Below are 18,814 nucleotides of genomic sequence, written 5' to 3' on the forward strand. Positions count from 1 at the left end.
CGCGGCAGCGGCTCATTCATGCATGTATCGTGCGGCGTCGTCGATCGGCTTCCGAGCGACATCCCCGCGCTGGCTGACAACAAACGCGCTCGCTTCCGTGTGCGTCCTGAAAATCCGCGATGCGTCGCCTCGCCCACTGAATGCCGCGCCCAGCTTCATGCGCATGAACGCACTGGCCGTGAACCGCGTGGCCGAGCAGTAATAGCGGGACTGCAATCGCCTCGCCATCGCGAAGTACGCCTCGGCGATCGGTTCGTCGAGTCGGCAGCCGTCATAGTTGACGATCAGCGACACCTTGTGACCGATGCCTTCACAGAGCGCTTGCATCACGCGGCGCACGCTTTCGATGTCGTCCGTCGAGCGAATGCCGATGCCTTCGAAGTTCGCAAACAGGGTGTTTCGTTCGGCGTCGTAGCTGAGGCGGCTGCGTAATTGACGTTCGAACAGGATCGACGACAGGTTCAATATCGGCGGCAGGAAGATGTCCGCGTCCATCAAGCGCACGTCACGCATGATCGGCATGAAGTCCATATGAGCGAGCACGTCGCGCTCCAGATCGATGCCCGGTGCGATTTCCGTCAGCTCGAGACCTTCAGGCACGCGCCGAAAGACACACCGCTCGGTCACATAGAGCACGGGTTGACCGCGTTCTGCAGCGAGCGATCCATTGAACGTGATCTGCTCGACGGATTCGACGAATTTTCTCTTCGTGCCTTCTGTGATGATCGCAAGACGTCCGTCCTCGAGCCGTATTTCGAGACCACCCGCCGTAAAGGTTCCCGCGAATACCACGCAACTGGCATTCTGACTGATGTTGATGAATCCGCCGGCACCCGCCAGTCGCGGCCCGAAGCGGCTGACATTTACGTTGCCGCATCGATCGACTTCGGCCATGCCGAGGCACGCGAGATCCAGGCCGCCTCCGTCGTAGAAGTCGAACTGCTGGTTCTGATGCAGGAGCGCATCGACGTTGATCGCCGCGCCGAAATCCAGTCCGCCCTGGGGCATGCCACCGATGACGCCCGGCTCCGCTGTCAAGGTCAGGTGACTCAGCAGGCGCTCCTCCGCCGCAACAGCGGCAACGACTTCCGGAACGCCAATGCCCAGGTTGATCACGCCGCCCATTGGCAACTCGAACGCGCATCGGCGTGCGATCACTTTTCGCTCGTCAAGAGGCGGACTCTTCATGGTGCCGACCGCGACCTTCGTCTGAGCCGAGAATGCGGGGTTGTATGCCGTGCCGTAGGTCTGAGGTTGGGCACCGGAACGCGCGAGCACGACACGGTCGACCAGAATGCCTGGAACCACTACCGCTCGCGGATCGAGCGTCCCGCTCGCAACGATCTCTTCGACCTGCGCGATCACCAGGCCGTTCGAGTTGTGCGCAGCCATCGCTGCCGCCTGCGCGTCGAGCACGAGTGCTTCGCGTTCCATCGTGATGTTGCCCTCGGGGTCGGCCGTCGTCCCCCGAATCAGCGCAACATCGAGCGGGAAAACTTTATAGAGAAGCCACGTCTTGCCGTCGATGTCGATCGTGCTGACCAAGTCTTCGGTTGTGGACGCATTGATCTTTCCGCCGCCGTGGCGCGGATCGACGAAAGTGCCTAGGCCGACCTGAGTCAGCGTGCCGGCACGGTGAGCAGCGATGTCCCGGTAGAGATGCGACATGACGCCGAGAGGCAGGTTGTAGGCCTCGATTAGATCGTCGGTGGCCATCCGAGCGAGCTTCGGGACCAGCGACCAATGTCCGCCGATCGCCCGCTTGATCAATCCCGGCGTCGCAATCCGGTTGATTCCCTGATCCTTGCCATCACCCGGCGCGGCGGCGAACACCAAGGTCAGATCGCGGGGCGTGCCCGCACTGGCAAAACGTCGTTCCAGCGCGATGATGAGTTCGTCCGGCGTGCCGATACCGACGAAGCCGGAGCAACAGACGGCATCGCCGTCGCGAATCAATCCGATCGCTTCGTCAGCGGTCACAATCTTGTCTTTCATGGCGAGGATCTCGAGTGATGACGCCCGCGCAGGAAGAACGCGGTTGACCGAGTGAGCGTGGAGAGCTCATCCGGCTGAGTGAAGGGTTGGGCGTCGATGACGAGCTCCGGCCTAATTCGCAATGAAAGAGACACCCCTAATTTGGCGAAGAAGCCTCGTTCGTAGCAGGCGAAGATGGCTTTGCGGATTACCCGCGCCCGTTTGAGCGAAGGAGGAAATCGAGGAAAGGACTATTGCTGCATTGCACCATTAACGCCATCATACGGCAGTCTCGTCTGCCGTCAAGTGGCCTTTTTTCGCTTCTGTTGGTACTCCTTCGTTTTACTCTCTCATTCGAATAACACTGATCGTGGTGCCTGACCGTCCAGGCCAGGGCTCCCCGTAACTTCGACCGCACGGCGAGTCTCCGTCGGAAAAGCAAAGCACGACAAGGGTGCTTTTCACCGCATTTCCTCGTTCGATGAGTCAATGGCGATTGATTTACCAGTGGCGTTGCCTGACCCGGTATTTGTCTCTACAACCTGGAGTGCTCAGGTACGTCCGTTGCGTCGACAGCGTGATGGATACGGTAGGACGGCTCGTAAAAAACGGCGTGCTGATACTTGAGCCGAACCCACGCCAGAACGTTTCATCTAAGTCCACGAGCTTCCCGCCAACAACAAACCGCGTTATTCATCGATTAGCCAATAGACTGATCGACCAGATCACTTTCACCCTTTCTGACACGTCTGCTCCATCGACGTCCCCTTCTGATTTTGATTGAGCCACTCATGCCCAGCATTCTCCGCAAACCTAAAGCTGTGTCACCCGCAACAGGCGTCCTCGCCCTAGTCGCCACCGCGGCAGCAGCCGCTGCTTGCTGGAACCGCCACAAGGCGAAGCAAGTTGAGCGCACCAATCCACCGCTCGGGCGATTCATCGACGTCGATGGCGTTCGTCTGCACTACACCGACACCGGTACGGGCCCATGCGTGGTGCTTCTGCACGGCAATACCGTATTGCTTCAGGATTTCGAAGCGAGCGGCGTGACCGGCATGCTGGCAGAAGGTCATCGCGTGATCTCGTTCGATCGTCCGGGCTTCGGTTATAGCGATCGTCCGCGCAAACGTCTTTGGACGGCGCAAGCACAGGCAGTCTTGTTACAGGGTGCGCTCCAACTGCTGGGCGTCGATAAGCCAGTCATCATCGGGCACTCATGGGGCACGCTGGTTGCGCTTTCGCTAGCAGTTGATTTTCCCGACCAGGTTCGCGGACTGGTGCTCATTTCCGGCTACTACTTTCCCTCGGCGCGTTTGGATGTAGCCATGATGGCACCTGTGGCCATGCCCGTGCTCGGCGATGTTCTCAGATACACGGTTTCACCCTTCACAGGCCGCCTGCTGATAAAGCGAAGCGTGGAGGCGATGTTCGCGCCCGCGTCCATGCCCGACGAATTCTTTGAGGCTATGCCTGCCGAGATGCTGCTGCGCCCCAGCCAGACTCGTGCGACTTCCGAGGACGCGGCGTTTATGATTTCCGCCGCGGCGCGCCTGCGCGCTCACTATCCATCGATCGAGATGCCGGTGCGGATCTTTGCTGGCGCGGGCGACGAGATCGTCGATCCGGAATCGCACTCAGCGCGTTTGCATGGCGTCTTGCCGAACAGCACGCTCGATGTCGAGGTAGATGCCGGACATATGTTGCATTACAAGATCGCTGGCCTGGTGTGCGCCTCGGTCGCCGACATTGAAGCGCAGACGCCTCATTCTCCTGCCGTAGGCGAGATCGGCGGTGCGGATGCCAGCTATCCGGACGCCATGTCCGTGTCGTAACCAGCGCGGCGGTCGAGAAATCGTGAGCGTGAACGGCAGGTTTTGGTCTGAGCGCGTGCCTAAAGGGTCAGCCCCAGGCCCGTCTTGCGAGGCATGAAGAAATCGGTGAGTATGAAGCCGCGCTTGCCATTTTTCAGGCTCGGCCTGTTCACTCCAGAGACGGTCTTACGTGGCGTCAACGACAGGTGACAGGTTGATCCTTTCCCTGCTCGCCTATCTCACGACTTCGCAAGTGCAGGGTCGGACGGCACTTGGCGGGTGCTTTGCAGCCGCTGCTTCAACACCGAAACGGCGCAGTTCCGTGACATGCAGGTATTCGGACATTCGAGCTTTACGCCGCTGCGTCTCCGTGATGCGGACGACAACGATCACGAATTCCACTTCCGCAGTTTGTTGCTCGGCAATCAGCTCTCCCTGGAGGCATTCGAACTGGCTGGCGACGATGAAGCCGCAGGCTACCGCTTTCAGATACTTGGCAAACCCCATTTGGGGCCGTTCGCCCTGCTGGGGCAACTGATCCAGAGGATGAAGCGAGCCTTAAACATGAAGCACCTGCAAGCTTATGCTGGCCGCTTGCAGATCATGGACTTGATCGTTCGAAGCCGGTTTGAATGGAGCGGCATGAAGGCGCTAGTCAGCCATGCGTGATCATCGACGGACGGCGCATCGAATGGAACGACCTCGGCGCGACGCTTGTGGCGTTCGAAGGATGGTAGTTCCGGCTTGAGATGCTTGACCGAGCGACGAGGCTTGACGCCGACTTCGTATGCGGTTTTTGCCAGCTCCGTTTCAACTGGCGGCGCATACTTCGATCCCGCACTCTTCTGTGCATCCCCAGTTGGGTCACCAGCGCTTGCCAGTCGCATGAAACCTGTATATATTCACAGTACTGTGTTTTCATACAGCACGGAGGCGGCAATGGAGCACCTTGTCAGGATCTACAACGAAAAGGATCGGCGAACCCTCGACTGGCTGCGCAGACACGTAGGCGATGTGGCGATCGCCCTCGCCGTGCAACGATGCACAGGATCCGGCAAGCCTTATGTGTCCGCGGTTTGCCGACTTTTAGGCGTTCAAACACCGGACTTCCCCGTGCCGCGGCGGCGAACGCCGAGCCCGATCGCCCGAGACTCGTTGGCGACCATTCGGAGCATCCTCGCGGTACGCACAACAGCCGCGAGAAAGGTTGCTACGTAGACGAGATAGATATTGGCGGCGACTGGCATTGATGCGCGGCTAGCCATCATCGTTGAGCAACCCTGTGGGAAGATCTCGCGCACCGTTAATCACGCGCCAGATTTCGAAAAAGGACTTTGGCTGTTCGTGCGCCGTGCAAGAAACGCCGCGAAGGCTGATCGGCTTGGCTTGAAACGGAACCGCGCCACCGCCTCATCGCGAAGTGGACATTTTCCTGTTAATACACGGCTTCGCATAGGTTCGATATGCGCAGCTGACAGCGCGTGGCTGCCCCGCCCTGCTTGTACGTCCGAATTGTGCGAGCGTTATCGGGCGGCGCTTCTTGCGACGATTCCGAGCCCCACATATCTTCCCAGTACAGCCCGATGTTGTGTGCCGCGGCCCTGTGGTAAAACCAATGGCGCGATCGTAAAGCGTGACCGCCTTTTCCACATCACCCGGCATGCCGCGGCCGCGCCGCGCACTTTCCGCCAATGCCGCTGGCGCCAATCCGCGCAAACGCCCTTCGGCCGGGTCGTCCTTCATTACTTCTTCAAATATTGCGTTTCCGGTGTTGAAGTCCGCGTCTGCGCCCGTGCACGTGACGAGTGAGACGGCGAGCGCCAGGCGCAAGGTCGGGTGGCGATTTACGTCAATTCGATTGAGGAACCGCTCGCCCGAGCAGCGGCGCCCCGTGAAGCGTGCTGGTGAGAAGGCCGTTGGCGATTGCGGCGAGGCGCTCGGTTGACCGGCATCGGCCCGCAGACAGCCGTGTACTCGCCGAGAGCATTTGGAGACGTGAACTTAGCACTGTCAGACGCGTAGTCGCCGCTTGCGACTCTCGTGCGCATAAACTTGGCCATCTCGTGCACTCGTCAATCCGTTTTCTCCCGGGCACGCCGACGGCTAACGATGATGTTTGATGATTGATGTTTGATGCTTTCGGGATATAATTGTGGCATTACGGCATGAAGACTCGGAGAACCTCATGCGAACCACTCTCGATATCGACGACGACGTTATGGCAGTCGTACGCGCCCGTGCGGAGCGCGAGCACGTCTCGATCGGTCGCGTGCTGTCGACGCTCGCACGGGCGGCGCTGCAGCCGGCAGGCGCTTCGCCAACAATGCGCAACGGACTACCGGTCCTGCCGAACGCCCGCGCCGCGCGCCCGGTCACGCTTGATCTCGTCAACCAGTTGCGAGACGAGACGCCCTGATGACCTATCTGCTTGACGTCAACGTACTGATCGCACTACTCGACGCCGGCCACGTGCAGCATGAAGCGGCGCACGCATGGTTTGGCCAGGTCGGGCACGCCGCTTGGGCAACGTGTCCGCTGACCGAAAACGGCGTGCTGCGCATCATCGGCAATCCGCGTTACCCGAATACGCTCGAGACGCCGGCAGCCGTCGCGCCACTCGTCGCGCAGTTGCACACGCATCCCTGCCATGAGTTTTGGGCTGACGACGTGAGCCTGCTCGATGCACAACACGTCGATGCGAGCCGGATCCTGGCGACAGATCAGGTGACCGATACCTATCTACTCGCGCTCGCACGCGCGCATGGCGGCACGCTCGCGACCTTTGATCGCCGGCTCGTCGCCGACGCGGTGCCAGCCGGCGCGCGGCACCTCGAATTGATCACCTAACGGCCGACGCTGCCCCCGAGGTGGTAAGCGCTTTTATCGTTCTCGATGCAACTGTAGAAACCGATTCAGAGCCTCAAATTGATTAGGAATCCATCTGGATTCGGCAAATGGCTGTGCGGCCATCCCGAGGTGGACGACCTCTGCGCGCTCGCCGCCGAACCGATCATGCGCGAGATCCGAGCAGCAGTAGCCCAAGAAGCATCACGCATGTGAGAGCAACAGTGTTCATTTGAACAAGCCTCCTCGGCGGGAACCAACGAACGCCTGTTGGCAGGTAGCGTTCGCGTGTCGTCCATTCGAATACGATGATTACGCGAGCTCCACGTCGATGGTCGACTGGGCGACGCTGATCTCGCCCAAATACACGCTTTCTCCCAACTCGCATTCGCGCCATGCGTTGCCGAGCGCATGACGGATTTCGACACGATGAATTCCACTTCGGGATTCGCGAGCAGGGAGAACTCATCGCGATGGCGGGCGAACGCATGGCCATTGAAGGTCATGCCGAGATCAGCGCGGTTTGTGTCGACGAACGCTGTCGCGGACGCGGTCTCGCCGGCCGGCTGATGAACATCCTGCGCAGGGAAATCGGGCTACGCGGCGAAACGCCGTTCCTGCACGTGTTCAGTCACAACGAAAGCGCCATCGCCCTGTATGAGCGGCTCGGCTTCGAATTGCGCCATGCGTTCGCGCTCACGCAGATCAGTCACGCCGAATCCGGAAACAGGTGTTGATGCAGGAAGTCGACGAACACGCGCACCTTCGGCGGCGTCATGCGCCCTGACGGCCAGAGCGCGCGAAACGGAATGCGGTCCGCCGTGAAATCGCGCAGGACGGCGACGAGCGAGCCATCGGCGAGTTGCGCGCGCACGGCATAGTCGGGCGCGCTGGTGAGACCCAGGCCCTGCTCCGCCAGCGCGATGAGCGGCTCGACCGCGCTCGCGATGGCCGTCGACGGAAGCTCCACGTCGAAGGGCGCGCCATCGCGCACGAAAGTCCAGCGCCTGAGACGTCCCGTGCGCGAGAAGCGATGCTGAAGGCACGCGTGCGCGCCGAGCATCTCGGGCGTCGCGGGCACGCCGCGCGCTTCGAGATAATCCGGCGAGCCGACGATCAGATGCGTGTAGTGCCCGAGCGTGCGCATCGTGAGTTGCGAATCGATTGCGTCGCCGGTGCGCAGAACGACATCGAAACCATCGTCGATGACATCGACGAGACGGTCGCTGAAATCGATATCGAGCTGCACCTCGGGATACGCGTGCATGAACGCCGACAGCACCGGCATCAGCAGCGTGCCGACGAGCGGAATGCTTACGCGCAGGCGGCCCATCGGCTTCGCGCGCGATATCGCCAGTTCGGATTCGGCCTCTTCGATCTCGCCGAGAATGCGCTGGCATCGCGCGAGAAACAGCTCGCCTTCGGGCGTGAGACGCACGCTGCGCGTGCTGCGATGAAAGAGCCGCACGCCGACGCGCGTTTCCAGCCGCGCGACAGCCTTGCCGATCGCCGATGCCGAAAGCCCGAGTTGCCGCCCCGCTTCCGCGAAGCTCAGCGTTTCCGCCGCGCGCGTGAAGACGACCATGCCGCTCATGTGGTCCAGCGCGCCGGGCGCGCGCGCGGCGGCCGCGCTGGTCGCGCTTGCGGCTGGCGTCTCGTTCATCGCAAGGCTCTCCGTCATTCTGACGATCCGATCCCCATGAATCGACGCGACGCATACGATGCCTGCGCGCGATCGATCAGTTCGTGCATCCGCACGGCATCGGCGAAAGTGGGCGCGTCATGCGTGCCGTGTGTCACGTCGTGCGCAAAGGCCCAGTACAGCTCGGCCAGTTCCAGCACGGCGGAAGGCAGGCCCGATTCCGGCAACCGATGATAACGCTCCGGCACATCGAGCGGCGCGAGCGGCGCCTTGTCGCCATGCGCGCCGACGATGCGGTAATCGTCGCCGACATCGCCGAACGCGGACGTATTCGTGATGCGCAAGTCGCCTTCCGTTCCGGTGATGTCGATCTGCACGCCCGACCCGTTGCGCTTGCCGCCCTCGATATGCACCGACAACACCGCGTTGCCGTTCAGCATGCCCGCGAGCACGAGTTGATCGGGCGCGCTCGTTTGCATCGACACGCCGCTCTCCCTGATCGTGACGAGCGGAAACTGATTCGGCGTGAGTGCCGCGATCGACACGGGCCAATCCGTCGCGTGGAGCAGCATGTCGAGAAAATGGCCGCCGTAAATCGCCACGATCGACGAAAAGTTCTCGGGCGGCACGGTCCATTCGAGCGCGCGCGAGCGCATCGCCTGGAAGTAATTCACGCTGACGTGCATGCGCACGGAGCGCAGTTCGCCGACATAGCCTTGCCCGATCAGATCGCGCACATAACGATTGTGCGACGCGAGCCGCCGCTGCAAGCCGACGACATGCCGCACGCCGCGCGCTTCGGCCAGCGCGAGCAGTTCCTGCGATTGCGCGAGCGTGGTCGTCAGCGGCCATTCGCAGTAGACGTCCTTGCCGGCGGCGATCACGCGCTTCACCGTGTCCGCATGCTGCGGCGCCGTGTTGAGCACGACGACGAGATCGATATCGTCGCTTTCGACGAGTTCATCGATCGATGCCGCCACGCGCCCTATCCGGTACTCGCGCGCTGCATCCTCCGCAGCCTCGCGCCGATGGCTGTACACGGCCTGCAGCGTGTAGTGCGGCAGCAGATCGAGCACCCGCAGATGCCCATGCCGCGCCCAGTTGCCGACGCCGATCACGCCCACGCGCAACGGAGCGATGTGTGTTGTTTCCATGATGTTTCCAATGTCCGAAAGGTGGCGTGGATTATCGGAACGGCAGTGGGGCGGATAAATGCCGCAACAGCGACATGACTGTTCTGCTCACCCAAACAATCGCCGCTACGCCGCCACGGCCGGGCGAGGCGCGATTGCGGACACGCGTGTCCGGGGTGCCTGAACTCGCGGGCGGTTTTTCTCGGGGCGCGCCGCGTCTACAGTCCGGGTCAAGCGTCGCCGGTCGTCGGCGTCACGCAACAGCTACCCGGAATTGTGGAGAAACGAAATGTCCAGACTGTTTTCGCACGTCAAAGTCGGCTCGTATGAATTCGGCCATCGCGTCGTCCTCGCCCCGCTCACCCGCATGCGTGCCGAATCGGGCGCGCGTCCCGGCCCGCTGATGGCCGAATACTACGCACAGCGCACTTCGCCCGGCGCGCTCCTGATCGGCGAAGCGACCATCGCCGCGCCGGAAGGCAACGGCTATCTCGGCGCGCCCGGCCTGTACGACGACAGCCAGATCGCCGGATGGCAAGCCGTCACCGATGCCGTGCACGCAAAGGGCGGCCGCATCTTTCTTCAGCTTTATCACGCAGGACGTCAGTCGAACGCGCAGTTGCAGCCCGATGGCGGCCGCCCGGTCGGGCCGTCGGAAGTGCCGCACGGCGGCGTCGCGTACACCGAGGCCGGCTGGGTGCCGAACACGCCGAACCGCGCGCTCGAAACATCGGAGACCGCGGGCATCGTCGAAAGTTTTCGCGCGGCGGCGGCACGCGGCGTCGCGGCGGGCTTCGATGGCGTCGAACTGCATGCGGCCAACGGCTATCTCTTCGACCAGTTCCTTCAGGACGGCAGCAACCGTCGCACCGACGCATACGGCGGCACGATCGAAAATCGCGCGCGCCTGCTGCTCGATACGGCGCGCGCCGTGATCGGCGTCTGGGGCGCGGACAAGGTCGCGGTGCGACTCGGCCCGAGCGGCTCGTGGGGCGATATGTCCGACAGCGATCCGCAGGCGCTCTTCGCCTACGTCGCGACGGAGCTCGACAAGCTCGGCATCGCGTATCTGCATCTGATCGAGCCGCGCATCGCGGGCAATGTCGAGGATGACACGCGCGATCAGACGCCGCTGGCAGCGAAGTCGCTGCGCGCGCATTTCCGTGGCCCGATCATTGTCGCGGGCGGCTTCGACGGCGCCAGCGCCGAATCGATCCTCCAGTCCGGCGACGCCGATCTGGTCGCGTTCGGCCGCCACTTCATCGCCAATCCCGATCTGCCGGAGCGCCTGCGCAAGCACCTGCCGCTCAATCGCTACGATCGCGCGACCTTCTTCGGCGGCACGGATGTGGGCTACACCGACTATCCGTTCCTCGACGAGCAGGCCATCGCCGCGTGATATCGCCGGAGTTCCCAACATGACCACGTCTTCGTCCAGCGCCAGCCGGCGCTGGCTCGCGGTGCTTTCCATCGCGCTCGGCTCGTTCGCTTTCGTGACGACCGAATACATTCCCGTCGGCGTGCTGCCGGCGATCGCTTCGGACCTCGGCGTCACGCCCGGCACGGCTGGCCTGATGACCACGACGCCGGGCATCATCGCCGCGATCTCGGCGCCCGTTCTGCTGCTCGTCGCGGGACGCCTGAACCGGCGGCTGATCCTGCTTCTGCTGTCGATCGCGCTCGTCGCATCGAACGTCGTCTCGGCATTCGCGACCGACTTCACGACGATGCTCGCCGGCCGCGCCCTGCTCGGCATCAGTCTCGGCGGATTCTGGACCGTCGCGCTCGGCGTCTCGGGACAGATCGTCGCGGAAGAAGACAGCGCCCGCGCGAGCGCGACCATCTTCATGGGCATCACGCTCGCGACGGTCATCGGCGTGCCGCTCGGGACGTTCATCGCGGGGTTGTCGTCGTGGCGCGTGTCGTTCTTCGCGACGGCCGCGCTCGCGCTCGCCGCGCTGCTCCTTCAGGCGATGCTGCTGCCCGACCTGCCGCCGCGCGCCGCCGCACGCATCGGCGATTTCGGCCGCATGCTTGCGCGCACGACCGTGTTGCGCAGCCTGCTGCTCGTCGCGTTGCTGTTCGGCGCGCACTTTTGCGCCTACACGTATATCGCGCCGTTTCTCGAAGTCGACGCCGTGCTCGGCGCGGCCTGGGTCACCGCGCTGCTGCTTGGTTTCGGGATCGTCGGTTTCCTGTCGAACTTCGTCGCGTCGGCGTTCGTGAAGTCGCATCCGCGTCTCGCGCTCGCCGCGACGACCGCGCTCGTCATCGCTTCGCTGCTCGCGCTGCCGGCCTTCGCGCACGTTGCGGGCGCGGTCGTGGCGGGCGTGCTCGCGTGGGGCGTCGCGTATGGCGCGATTCCGCTGTGCCTGAGCGTGTGGATGCAACTGACAGCGCCGAAGCAGCCGGAAGCGGCATCGGCGCTCTTCGTCAGCGCGGTGCAGACCGCGATCGCGGCGGGCTCGCTCGCGGGCGGCATCGCGGTCGATCACGCGGGCGCGACCGGCGCGATGCATCTCGGCGTGCTGCTCTCGGCGCTCGGGCTGGCCGTGCTCGCATCGTTCGGCACGAAGCGGCACACGCTCGCCGCCGTGCTCGGCCGATGATCGCTCACACGGCGCGGTCGAGCCAGGCGCGCCAGCCGCCGTATCGTGTGATGTCGACGGCGCCTTCGAGCGCATGCGCCTCGCATACGAAGCCGTGAAAGTTTCGAGCTTAACGCCGAACATCCGCGTGTGCGGGTCTTTTGCAGCCGCATGCGCACGAGATTGTGAGGAACATTACTTGCTTTGCGGATAGATGTTGCAACCCCAAGGAGACTTTGATGGCTCAGGAACCCCCTCTCAATCCGGGCGATGAAGCCGAGCCCGGCGCGCCAGGCTCGGGCGAAGATATTTGTCCAGACTGCAACGGCTCGGGCAAGCACGAAGGCAACGACTGCAAGACCTGCGGCGGCACAGGCAAAGTAACGCAAGGCATCGGCGGCGGCTGAACCATACAGGGTCGGCTTATCAGGACCCAGGCTTGACAGCGCACATAACGGATACACGAAGCGATGGTGGATGCCTCGATGTTCGCGAGCGGCGCTGTCGTCGTTTTGATGTGCGCGTATGTCGCTGACGCCCGCGGACGAGTCGGCGTCCGATCTCGTCCCTGTCTTGTGCTTCGACCATTCGGGCTGAGCCGTATTCGAGCGTCGGCGCCGACCGTGGAGTCATACGTATCGATCGCATCCGTCGCATTACTGCTCACCGAGATGTAGCTCAGCTTTGCTCGGTAGCGTGCGCCTTTTCGAAGAAGCTCAACGGTCGTCGGGTTGATCGCGCTTGACGGTCTATGGTCGACGAACGCGGTCGGCTTTATGTGTCGTCGGTCGAGCATCATGCGATAAGTGTGCGCGACGGCGAGCGCTTCACCACGATCCTGCGCGATAAGCGCCTCGTCTGGCCCGACACGTTCTCGGAAGGCGGATGGCACGATCTACGTCACCGACTCGCAGATTCCCGACATGAGTTGGTTCAACCCGCAAAGCCCTACCGCGTTACCGACGCGGCTCTTTGCGATCAGGGGACGTTACAGGTCGCCGTCTTCGTCAGCTAGCTGACGAAGACAATCTTCTGGACGAATTAACTGGTCCAAGTGACTTGAGCGATTCGCCCGATTCGCGAATGAAGGAGCACTTGTTCGAGCCCGTGGACTTCCCTGCCGTCCTTATGCTCGCCGAGGACTGTTGCGCAGGACCCCTCAGGCCCATTGCGCATGAGGTCGATGATGCGGCGGATGGCGCCCTGCTTATTGGTGCAGTATCTATTCATGAAGGCGCGCGTACGCGGTCGCGCTGCGATCGTAGCGCAGCTTGCCTTAAGTGAATGTTAGCTGGATTACATTTTGACTCGATCCGAGCAATGCTGCGCGACCAGACGTCTCAACAGCTTCGGATGATCTCCGCCATTTCCGATGCAGTAACCGGCTTGCGCAGATAACCGTCGAATTGACGCGATGATTCCATGTTGAATCCGCTCTTACCGGTAACCGCGACGATACACGCTTCGGTCGAAGCACCCGAGCAGCGAACGAAGTCGCAGAGCTTGCGTCCGTCGATATCGGGCAGGCCGATATCCATGAAAACGGAGTCGTAGCGCGTCTGGCCTGTCATGCGTAGCGCCTCGCCGCCGGTACGCGCAACGTCCGCATGATGGCCGAGCGATGCGGCCAGTTCGGCGAACGCCGCCGCGACATTTTCATCATCTTCGACGAACAGGAACAGCATTATCGATCCTGGCCGATCGCGGCCAGCCCCGTGGTTTTTGGAAGGGCGCGCATGCCCAAGCACCTGAGCAAATTCCATACCTCCGGGACGGACCTTCAAACGCTGCTATCCATTCGCGACCAGAGCAGGGAGGGCGTCGATTTCGCGCCCAGGTCGAGGCTACATCGCCGTTCGACCATGTCGCGATTTCGCTCCAGTGCAACCATCCCGACCAGCTGCTTTCCGGTGTCCACGCAGGCAGGCGCGTCCATTCACACATAAAGCGCTGATCGATGCGTTACTCCGATTCGCCAGTACCCTCGTGGTCGCTGCCATCGAGCTGGATCTTTTCACCCAAGCACGCCCGTCGCCCATCGAATCGGCTTTCCCGACGCCGCTCCAGGACGTCGATGTGCGGCTGGATGCCAGCGCCTGACAACGCCGCTTCCGCGCCGCAACACCCCGGCAACGTGGCATAACCGTTGTCCGGAAGTACCACGCAATCTCAATCCGATGCAAAGGAGCCGACGATGCAAAACGAACCCTCCGATCCCGTCAAGCGCGCCGACGAACGTCGGAAAGCGCTCGGCGAAGGCGATGTAAAAGAGAAGCGCGACGGGACCATCGAGCAGCGTGAGCACGGCAACATCGACCCAAGCCTCGTTCCGAAGGGCAAGGAACATCCCGGCGAGGGCCCATTCGCACCTGAACACGATCACGTCGATCCGGATCTCGAACCCGCGAGCCGCAGCGGCAGACCAGGCAAGTCAGACAATGAAGCCTAAGCTAACGTCGGGCACGTCCCACATCGAAGGAAACACCGTCGATCCACTTACGAGCCACGGAGCATAAGATGAACCACGATCAGACGGAAGGTATCAAGGAACAGATTAAAGGTTGGACAGACACGGCTATCGGAACCGTCACCGGAAACGAAGACCGCAAGGTAAAGGGAGATGTCGAGATCACGAATGGTGCGAATCGCAAGGATTACGGCGATCAGAAGGACAACATCGAGGAAGGCGTCGAGGACCCCGGAGAGCCGACCAATCAGTAATTTTCGCCGGGCCTCGACGACAGGGAAACGTTGGGTTCTAACTCGCCGCAGCCGACGAGCCGACGGCACGGTCAATGCTGAAACTGTGCAAGCGCCGCGACTGCGGATATCCACCAGACGGCGCTGCCGCATCACGCCAAACTCTGGAGCTTCCGATGCCTGCCCGCAACGACCCTACGCGCGTTGAACCCGAATCGACTTCCACGCCGCCAGGAACCGGGCGGCGCGCGTTCTTATTACGCGGAAGCACGGGCATCGCGGTCGCGCTCACCGCCGCTTCGGCTGGCAACGCGTGGGCTACCGGTCCGACGGGCGCCGACGCCAATCAAGTCAAACTCCCGCTGATTCAGGATCCGAACACTGAGCAGGAGGAAGAGACACCGGACGCCAACTTGCCGCCCGACGACCGCATCGGTTATGCGATCGTCGGACTCGGTCGCCTGTCGCTCAACCAGATCCTGCCAGCGCTCGCGCAGTGTAAGTACTCGAAGGTCTCCGCGCTGGTTTCGAGCGATCGCACGAAGACGCTGCGCGTCGCGCGCCAGTACGGCGTGCCGGAGGCTGACATCCACGACTATCAAAGTTTCGAGCGTCTCGCCGACAACCCGCGAGTGCAGGTCGTCTACATCGTATTACCCAACGGCATGCACAAGGAATTCGCGTTGCGCGCCGCGAAGATCGGCAAGCACGTGCTCTGCGAAAAGCCCATGGCGAACAGCGTCGCCGATTGTCAGGCAATGGTCGACGCAATGAAGCGCGCGGACCGCAAGCTCATGATCGCGTATCGTAGCCAATATGAGCCGATGGATCGCATGATCGCGAAGATGGTGAAGGACAGGCAACTCGGGCCGCTGCGCGAGTTCATCGCGGGCAATTCACAGAACGTCGGCGATCCGGCGCAATGGCGACTGAACAAAGCGCTGGCGGGCGGCGGTGCTTTGCCTGATATCGGGCTTTACTGTCTAAATGCGGCGCGCTTTCTCTCCGGAGAGGAGCCGCAGGAAGTCATCGCGATAGTGTATCGGCCGGAATCCGATCCGCGCTTCGTCGAAGTGGAGGCATCCGTGCACTTCATCCTGCGATTTCCAAGCGGACTGACGGCGACGTGTGTGTCGAGCTATGCGAGTCACGAGTCGCGTTTCTTCAGGCTGCAAGGCGCGCAGGGCTGGGCGGAGATGGACCCAGCGTTCGGCTACAACGGATTGCGCCTGCGGCACGGCACATTGCGGGACGGCAAGAGCGCGATCACCGAAGTGCAGATCGATCCGCAAAACCAGTTCGCTCGCGAGATCGACCACATGTCGGTGTGCGTGAAAGATGACATCGTGCCGCACACACCGGGCGAAGAAGGCTTACAGGATCAGCGCATCATCGAGGCGATCTACCAATCCGCGCGCACCGGCCGCGCAGTCAAGCTCGCCGCGCCCGCAGTCCCGACACGCGGCCCCGATCCGCAGATGGAAGAGTTTTAAGAAGTTCTGCAATTGCCCGAACATCCAATGTGGACGGTCGGCTACTTCTCCGGGCGAAACGGTCGGTGTATGAAAATCAGCCCATCGAGCCGAGGGAAACCGCGATGGTTTCGTCCCGCAAAACTGCAGCGGCAACGCAACTCAAGCGCTATCGCGATAAGCGGGACTTTGGTGCCACGCCTGAGCCGTCTGCATCGAAGGCGAATGTGGCAAACAGAACGCCGACTCAGGGCAGCAGCTTTGTTGTGCAGAAGCATTGGGCCAGTCGCCTCCACTATCACTTCCGGCTCGAACACAACGGCGTGTTGCTGTCATGGGCTGTTCCCAAAGGGCCGTGCTTCGACCCTGCGAAGAAGCAGATGGCGGTGCACGTTAAAGACCACCCTATCGATTACGCGAGCTTCGAGGGAACCATCCCTGCCAAGCAGTATGGCGCAGGCACGGTCATTGTGTGGGACCGTGGGACGTGGGAGCCGGTCGGAGATGCTGACAAGGGTATGGAAGCAGGAAAACTGATTTTTCGACTGCACGGTGAAAAACTCGCCGGTTTGTGGGAACTGGTACGGATATCAAAGCCGGGAGACAAGGCCGACCAGTGGATGATGTTCAAGAAGCGCGATGAGTGGGCACGCCCGCTCGCCGAATACGACGTCATCAAGGCACTCCCCGACAGCGTCATTGCCAATCCCCTTGGACTTGTCGAAGAACGCGAGCCTCGCTCTTTCCGGAATCGGCCCGCTGCGCTCCCGGAGTTTGACCTGTCGGATGCAGTGGCAGCGTCGCTGCCCGCTAAGCTTGAACCTCAACTGGCAACCCTCGCGCCTTCCCTGCCAGCAGGCGGTGACTGGATAGTTGAATCCAAGCTAGACGGTTACCGACTGCTAGCTCGCATCGATAAGAAGCGAGTGAGGCTGTTCACACGCAACGGGCACGACTGGACATCCCGATTCCCATTATTGGTCGCTGAACTCAAGGACCTGCCTCTCTCGAGTGCATGGTTGGACGGCGAGATTGTCGTGCTAAAAGACGGTATCCCCAGTTTCTCCGCTCTTCAAAACGCGGTTGATGGGCAATCGAACAACGACATCGTCTACTTCCTTTTCGACGTGATATTCCTTGACGGCAAAGACCTTCGGAGGGTGCCACTGTGGTCCAGGCGTGCGGTACTAGCTCCGATTGTTGAAAACTCAGGAAAACGGCTGCTATACAGCCAGGACTTTGACGCTCCGCCGGCGCAGATATTTGAAGCGGCGACAGGATTGGGGTTGGAGGGGCTAATGCTTAAGCGTCGCGACGCACCGTACGAGTCGGGGCGTACGCAAACTTGGCTGAAGGCGAAAGCACGGCTGCGACAGGAGCTGGTTATTTGTGGCATGACCGCGCGCGGCGGCAATGACGGAGAAGTGGGCAGCTTATTACTCGGCTATTACGTCGGCGGCAAGCTTCATGACGCGGGGAGTGTCGGGACTGGTTGGGATTCGAAGACTGCACGCGACCTCTGGAAGCAACTCACACCTCTTGAGGTCGACGCAACGCCGTTTGACACGCCATTCAAGAAGCCAGGCAGATGGTCAAAGCGAGCGGTCGGGAGCGAGAGATGGGTAAAGCCTGTGCTGGTGGCGGAGGTGGAGTTCACTGAGTGGACGGCCGATGAAGTGATTCGGCAAGCGTCCTTCATAGGTTTGCGCCTTGACAAGGACGCTCGTGGCGTAGTTCGCGAAGGCGGGACAACCCGGGCCCCTGGGTCTTATCCCCAAATGAAGATAACGCATCCCGAACGCGTGATTGACGCGTCAGCGTCGGTGACGAAAGCCGACCTCGTTCGGTTCTACGCCAGCGTCGCGGAGAGGATGCTGCCTCATCTCAAAGACAGGCCCGTTGCCCTCGTGCGCGCGCCTGAAGGCGTAGCCGGTAATCTCTTTTTCCAGAAGCACGCCGAGCGCACAGCAATGCCCGGGCTGAACGCGCACGACCGTGATTTGTGGCCAAAGCATCCGCCGTTGCTAACGGTCGACACAGCGGAGGCTCTGTTATCCGCGGCGCAGATGAACACTATCGAATTCCATACATGGAACTCGGTAGTGCGACGGCTCGACGCGCCAGACAGGGTCATCTTCGACCTCGACCCTGGCGAAGGCCTCAAATGGGCTCACGTTCAGGAAGCGGCTTTACTCGTCCGCTTGCTACTGTCGGAGTTGGGCTTGCAAGCGTGGTTGAAAACGAGCGGTGGAAAGGGCTTGCACATAGTCGTGCCGCTGAACCCCCGCCTTGACTACGCCAAAGTAAAGGAATTCTCGAAATCGTTCGTTGCACATCTCGCGAAGACGATTCCAGAGCGCTTCTCGGCGGTATCTGGTCCATCGAATCGCGTGGGGAAAATCTATGTCGACTACCTTCGCAATGGGAAGGGCCAAACGACCGCCGCAGCATTTTCGGCTCGAGCCCGGCCGGGGATGGGCGTCTCAATGCCAGTTGCGTGGGAACAACTTGCTGACCTCAAGAGCGGTTCGCAGTGGACTGTACAGACCGCTCGCGAGTATTTGAGCTTCCAGGCAAGCGACCCTTGGAGCGATTACTGGACGACGAAGCAGTCGCTGGCCCCTGCGACGAAGCGACTGCCGTAGACTGG

Annotated in this window: 16 protein-coding genes and 2 pseudogenes; 13 read left to right on the plus strand and 5 right to left on the minus strand. The window is 61.6% G+C overall.

From position 1 onward, the window contains the following. Positions 1-12: 12 nt before the first annotated feature. Positions 13-1,995, minus strand: coding sequence for an acyl CoA:acetate/3-ketoacid CoA transferase (locus NK8_RS36335; protein WP_213233457.1), 1,983 nt, complete (start codon positions 1,993-1,995; stop codon positions 13-15). Between the two features lie 770 nt (positions 1,996-2,765). On the opposite strand from NK8_RS36335, the gene NK8_RS36340 reads away from it, so the two are divergent. From NK8_RS36340 to NK8_RS36355, 4 genes are all read left to right on the plus strand, one after another. Continuing rightward, a complete protein-coding gene (locus NK8_RS36340; protein ID WP_213233458.1) occupies positions 2,766-3,806 on the plus strand; it encodes an alpha/beta fold hydrolase in 1,041 nt (346 codons plus the stop codon). 306 nt (positions 3,807-4,112) lie between these two features. Continuing rightward, on the plus strand, positions 4,113-4,454 hold the full coding sequence (locus NK8_RS36345) for a hypothetical protein (protein WP_213233459.1): 342 nt from the start codon (positions 4,113-4,115) through the stop codon (positions 4,452-4,454). Between the two features lie 1,516 nt (positions 4,455-5,970). Further along, complete coding sequence (locus tag NK8_RS36350; protein WP_213233460.1) at positions 5,971-6,201, plus strand: CopG family transcriptional regulator; 231 nt, start codon at positions 5,971-5,973, stop codon at positions 6,199-6,201. Further along, complete coding sequence (locus NK8_RS36355) at positions 6,201-6,632, plus strand: TA system VapC family ribonuclease toxin (RefSeq protein WP_213233461.1); 432 nt, start codon at positions 6,201-6,203, stop codon at positions 6,630-6,632. Before NK8_RS36350 ends, NK8_RS36355 begins: the two co-directional genes overlap by 1 nt. Positions 6,633-6,941: 309 nt before the next feature. Here NK8_RS36355 and NK8_RS43200 read toward each other — a convergent pair. Beyond that, positions 6,942-7,070: pseudogene (locus tag NK8_RS43200) on the minus strand (oxidoreductase); the annotation flags it as partial. On the opposite strand from NK8_RS43200, the pseudogene NK8_RS36360 reads away from it, so the two are divergent. Beyond that, a pseudogene (locus NK8_RS36360) lies at positions 7,067-7,366 on the plus strand (GNAT family N-acetyltransferase); the annotation flags it as partial. The pseudogenes NK8_RS43200 and NK8_RS36360 sit on opposite strands and share 4 nt — an antisense overlap. Here the strand turns inward: NK8_RS36360 and NK8_RS36365 are convergent. Together NK8_RS36365 and NK8_RS36370 are read right to left on the minus strand one after the other, a co-directional pair. After that, positions 7,339-8,292: a LysR family transcriptional regulator gene (locus NK8_RS36365; RefSeq protein ID WP_213233462.1), complete on the minus strand. Its 954-nt coding sequence runs from the start codon at positions 8,290-8,292 to the stop codon at positions 7,339-7,341. The pseudogene NK8_RS36360 and the gene NK8_RS36365 sit on opposite strands and share 28 nt — an antisense overlap. A 14-nt stretch (positions 8,293-8,306) precedes the next feature. After that, positions 8,307-9,425: a Gfo/Idh/MocA family protein gene (locus tag NK8_RS36370; RefSeq protein ID WP_213233463.1), complete on the minus strand. Its 1,119-nt coding sequence runs from the start codon at positions 9,423-9,425 to the stop codon at positions 8,307-8,309. Between the two features lie 268 nt (positions 9,426-9,693). On the opposite strand from NK8_RS36370, the gene NK8_RS36375 reads away from it, so the two are divergent. The 4 genes from NK8_RS36375 to NK8_RS36390 all read left to right on the plus strand — a co-directional run bounded on the left by NK8_RS36375 (position 9,694) and on the right by NK8_RS36390 (position 13,007). Continuing rightward, entirely contained in the window at positions 9,694-10,803 is a 1,110-nt protein-coding gene (locus NK8_RS36375; RefSeq protein ID WP_213233464.1) for an alkene reductase, read from the plus strand. 19 nt (positions 10,804-10,822) lie between these two features. After that, positions 10,823-12,013: an MFS transporter gene (locus tag NK8_RS36380; protein ID WP_225936564.1), complete on the plus strand. Its 1,191-nt coding sequence runs from the start codon at positions 10,823-10,825 to the stop codon at positions 12,011-12,013. A gap of 218 nt (positions 12,014-12,231) precedes the next feature. Next, positions 12,232-12,399: a hypothetical protein gene (locus NK8_RS36385; protein WP_213233466.1), complete on the plus strand. Its 168-nt coding sequence runs from the start codon at positions 12,232-12,234 to the stop codon at positions 12,397-12,399. A gap of 344 nt (positions 12,400-12,743) precedes the next feature. Then, positions 12,744-13,007: a hypothetical protein gene (locus NK8_RS36390; protein ID WP_225936565.1), complete on the plus strand. Its 264-nt coding sequence runs from the start codon at positions 12,744-12,746 to the stop codon at positions 13,005-13,007. A 325-nt stretch (positions 13,008-13,332) separates the two neighbouring features. On the opposite strand, the gene NK8_RS36395 is transcribed toward NK8_RS36390, so the two are convergent. Beyond that, the gene (locus NK8_RS36395) at positions 13,333-13,776 is read right to left on the minus strand and encodes a response regulator (RefSeq protein WP_225936566.1); all 444 of its coding nucleotides are present in this window, start codon (positions 13,774-13,776) and stop codon (positions 13,333-13,335) included. 410 nt (positions 13,777-14,186) lie between these two features. On the opposite strand from NK8_RS36395, the gene NK8_RS36400 reads away from it, so the two are divergent. The 4 genes from NK8_RS36400 (at position 14,187) to ligD (ending at position 18,809) form a co-directional block, all read left to right on the plus strand. Continuing rightward, positions 14,187-14,441, plus strand: coding sequence for a hypothetical protein (locus tag NK8_RS36400; protein ID WP_213233467.1), 255 nt, complete (start codon positions 14,187-14,189; stop codon positions 14,439-14,441). Positions 14,442-14,509: 68 nt separating this feature from the next. After that, on the plus strand, positions 14,510-14,713 hold the full coding sequence (locus NK8_RS36405) for a CsbD family protein (protein ID WP_213233468.1): 204 nt from the start codon (positions 14,510-14,512) through the stop codon (positions 14,711-14,713). Positions 14,714-14,868: 155 nt separating this feature from the next. After that, a complete protein-coding gene (locus NK8_RS36410) occupies positions 14,869-16,185 on the plus strand; it encodes a Gfo/Idh/MocA family protein (protein WP_213233469.1) in 1,317 nt (438 codons plus the stop codon). A gap of 104 nt (positions 16,186-16,289) precedes the next feature. Next, positions 16,290-18,809: a DNA ligase D gene (gene ligD, locus NK8_RS36415; RefSeq protein ID WP_213234032.1), complete on the plus strand. Its 2,520-nt coding sequence runs from the start codon at positions 16,290-16,292 to the stop codon at positions 18,807-18,809. The last annotated feature ends 5 nt before the right edge of the window (positions 18,810-18,814 follow it).

It is taken from the genome of Caballeronia sp. NK8, from assembly GCF_018408855.1.
In the GTDB taxonomy this organism is placed as follows: domain Bacteria; phylum Pseudomonadota; class Gammaproteobacteria; order Burkholderiales; family Burkholderiaceae; genus Caballeronia.

Excerpts from the sequence above, each read along its gene's own strand:
- NK8_RS36345 (WP_213233459.1), top strand. The coding sequence starts at position 4,113 with ATGCAGGTATTCGGACATTCGAGCTTTACGCCGCTGCGTCTCCGTGAT.
- NK8_RS36405 (WP_213233468.1), top strand. The coding sequence starts at position 14,510 with ATGAACCACGATCAGACGGAAGGTATCAAGGAACAGATTAAAGGTTGG.
- NK8_RS36350 (WP_213233460.1), top strand. The coding sequence starts at position 5,971 with ATGCGAACCACTCTCGATATCGACGACGACGTTATGGCAGTCGTACGC.
- NK8_RS36355 (WP_213233461.1), top strand. The coding sequence starts at position 6,201 with ATGACCTATCTGCTTGACGTCAACGTACTGATCGCACTACTCGACGCC.
- NK8_RS36410 (WP_213233469.1), top strand. The coding sequence starts at position 14,869 with ATGCCTGCCCGCAACGACCCTACGCGCGTTGAACCCGAATCGACTTCC.
- NK8_RS36380 (WP_225936564.1), top strand. The coding sequence starts at position 10,823 with ATGACCACGTCTTCGTCCAGCGCCAGCCGGCGCTGGCTCGCGGTGCTT.
- NK8_RS36385 (WP_213233466.1), top strand. The coding sequence starts at position 12,232 with ATGGCTCAGGAACCCCCTCTCAATCCGGGCGATGAAGCCGAGCCCGGC.
- NK8_RS36335 (WP_213233457.1), bottom strand. The coding sequence starts at position 1,995 with ATGAAAGACAAGATTGTGACCGCTGACGAAGCGATCGGATTGATTCGC.
- NK8_RS36365 (WP_213233462.1), bottom strand. The coding sequence starts at position 8,292 with ATGAACGAGACGCCAGCCGCAAGCGCGACCAGCGCGGCCGCCGCGCGC.
- NK8_RS36375 (WP_213233464.1), top strand. The coding sequence starts at position 9,694 with ATGTCCAGACTGTTTTCGCACGTCAAAGTCGGCTCGTATGAATTCGGC.
- NK8_RS36340 (WP_213233458.1), top strand. The coding sequence starts at position 2,766 with ATGCCCAGCATTCTCCGCAAACCTAAAGCTGTGTCACCCGCAACAGGC.
- NK8_RS36400 (WP_213233467.1), top strand. The coding sequence starts at position 14,187 with ATGCAAAACGAACCCTCCGATCCCGTCAAGCGCGCCGACGAACGTCGG.
- ligD (WP_213234032.1), top strand. The coding sequence starts at position 16,290 with ATGGTTTCGTCCCGCAAAACTGCAGCGGCAACGCAACTCAAGCGCTAT.
- NK8_RS36390 (WP_225936565.1), top strand. The coding sequence starts at position 12,744 with ATGGTCGACGAACGCGGTCGGCTTTATGTGTCGTCGGTCGAGCATCAT.
- NK8_RS36370 (WP_213233463.1), bottom strand. The coding sequence starts at position 9,425 with ATGGAAACAACACACATCGCTCCGTTGCGCGTGGGCGTGATCGGCGTC.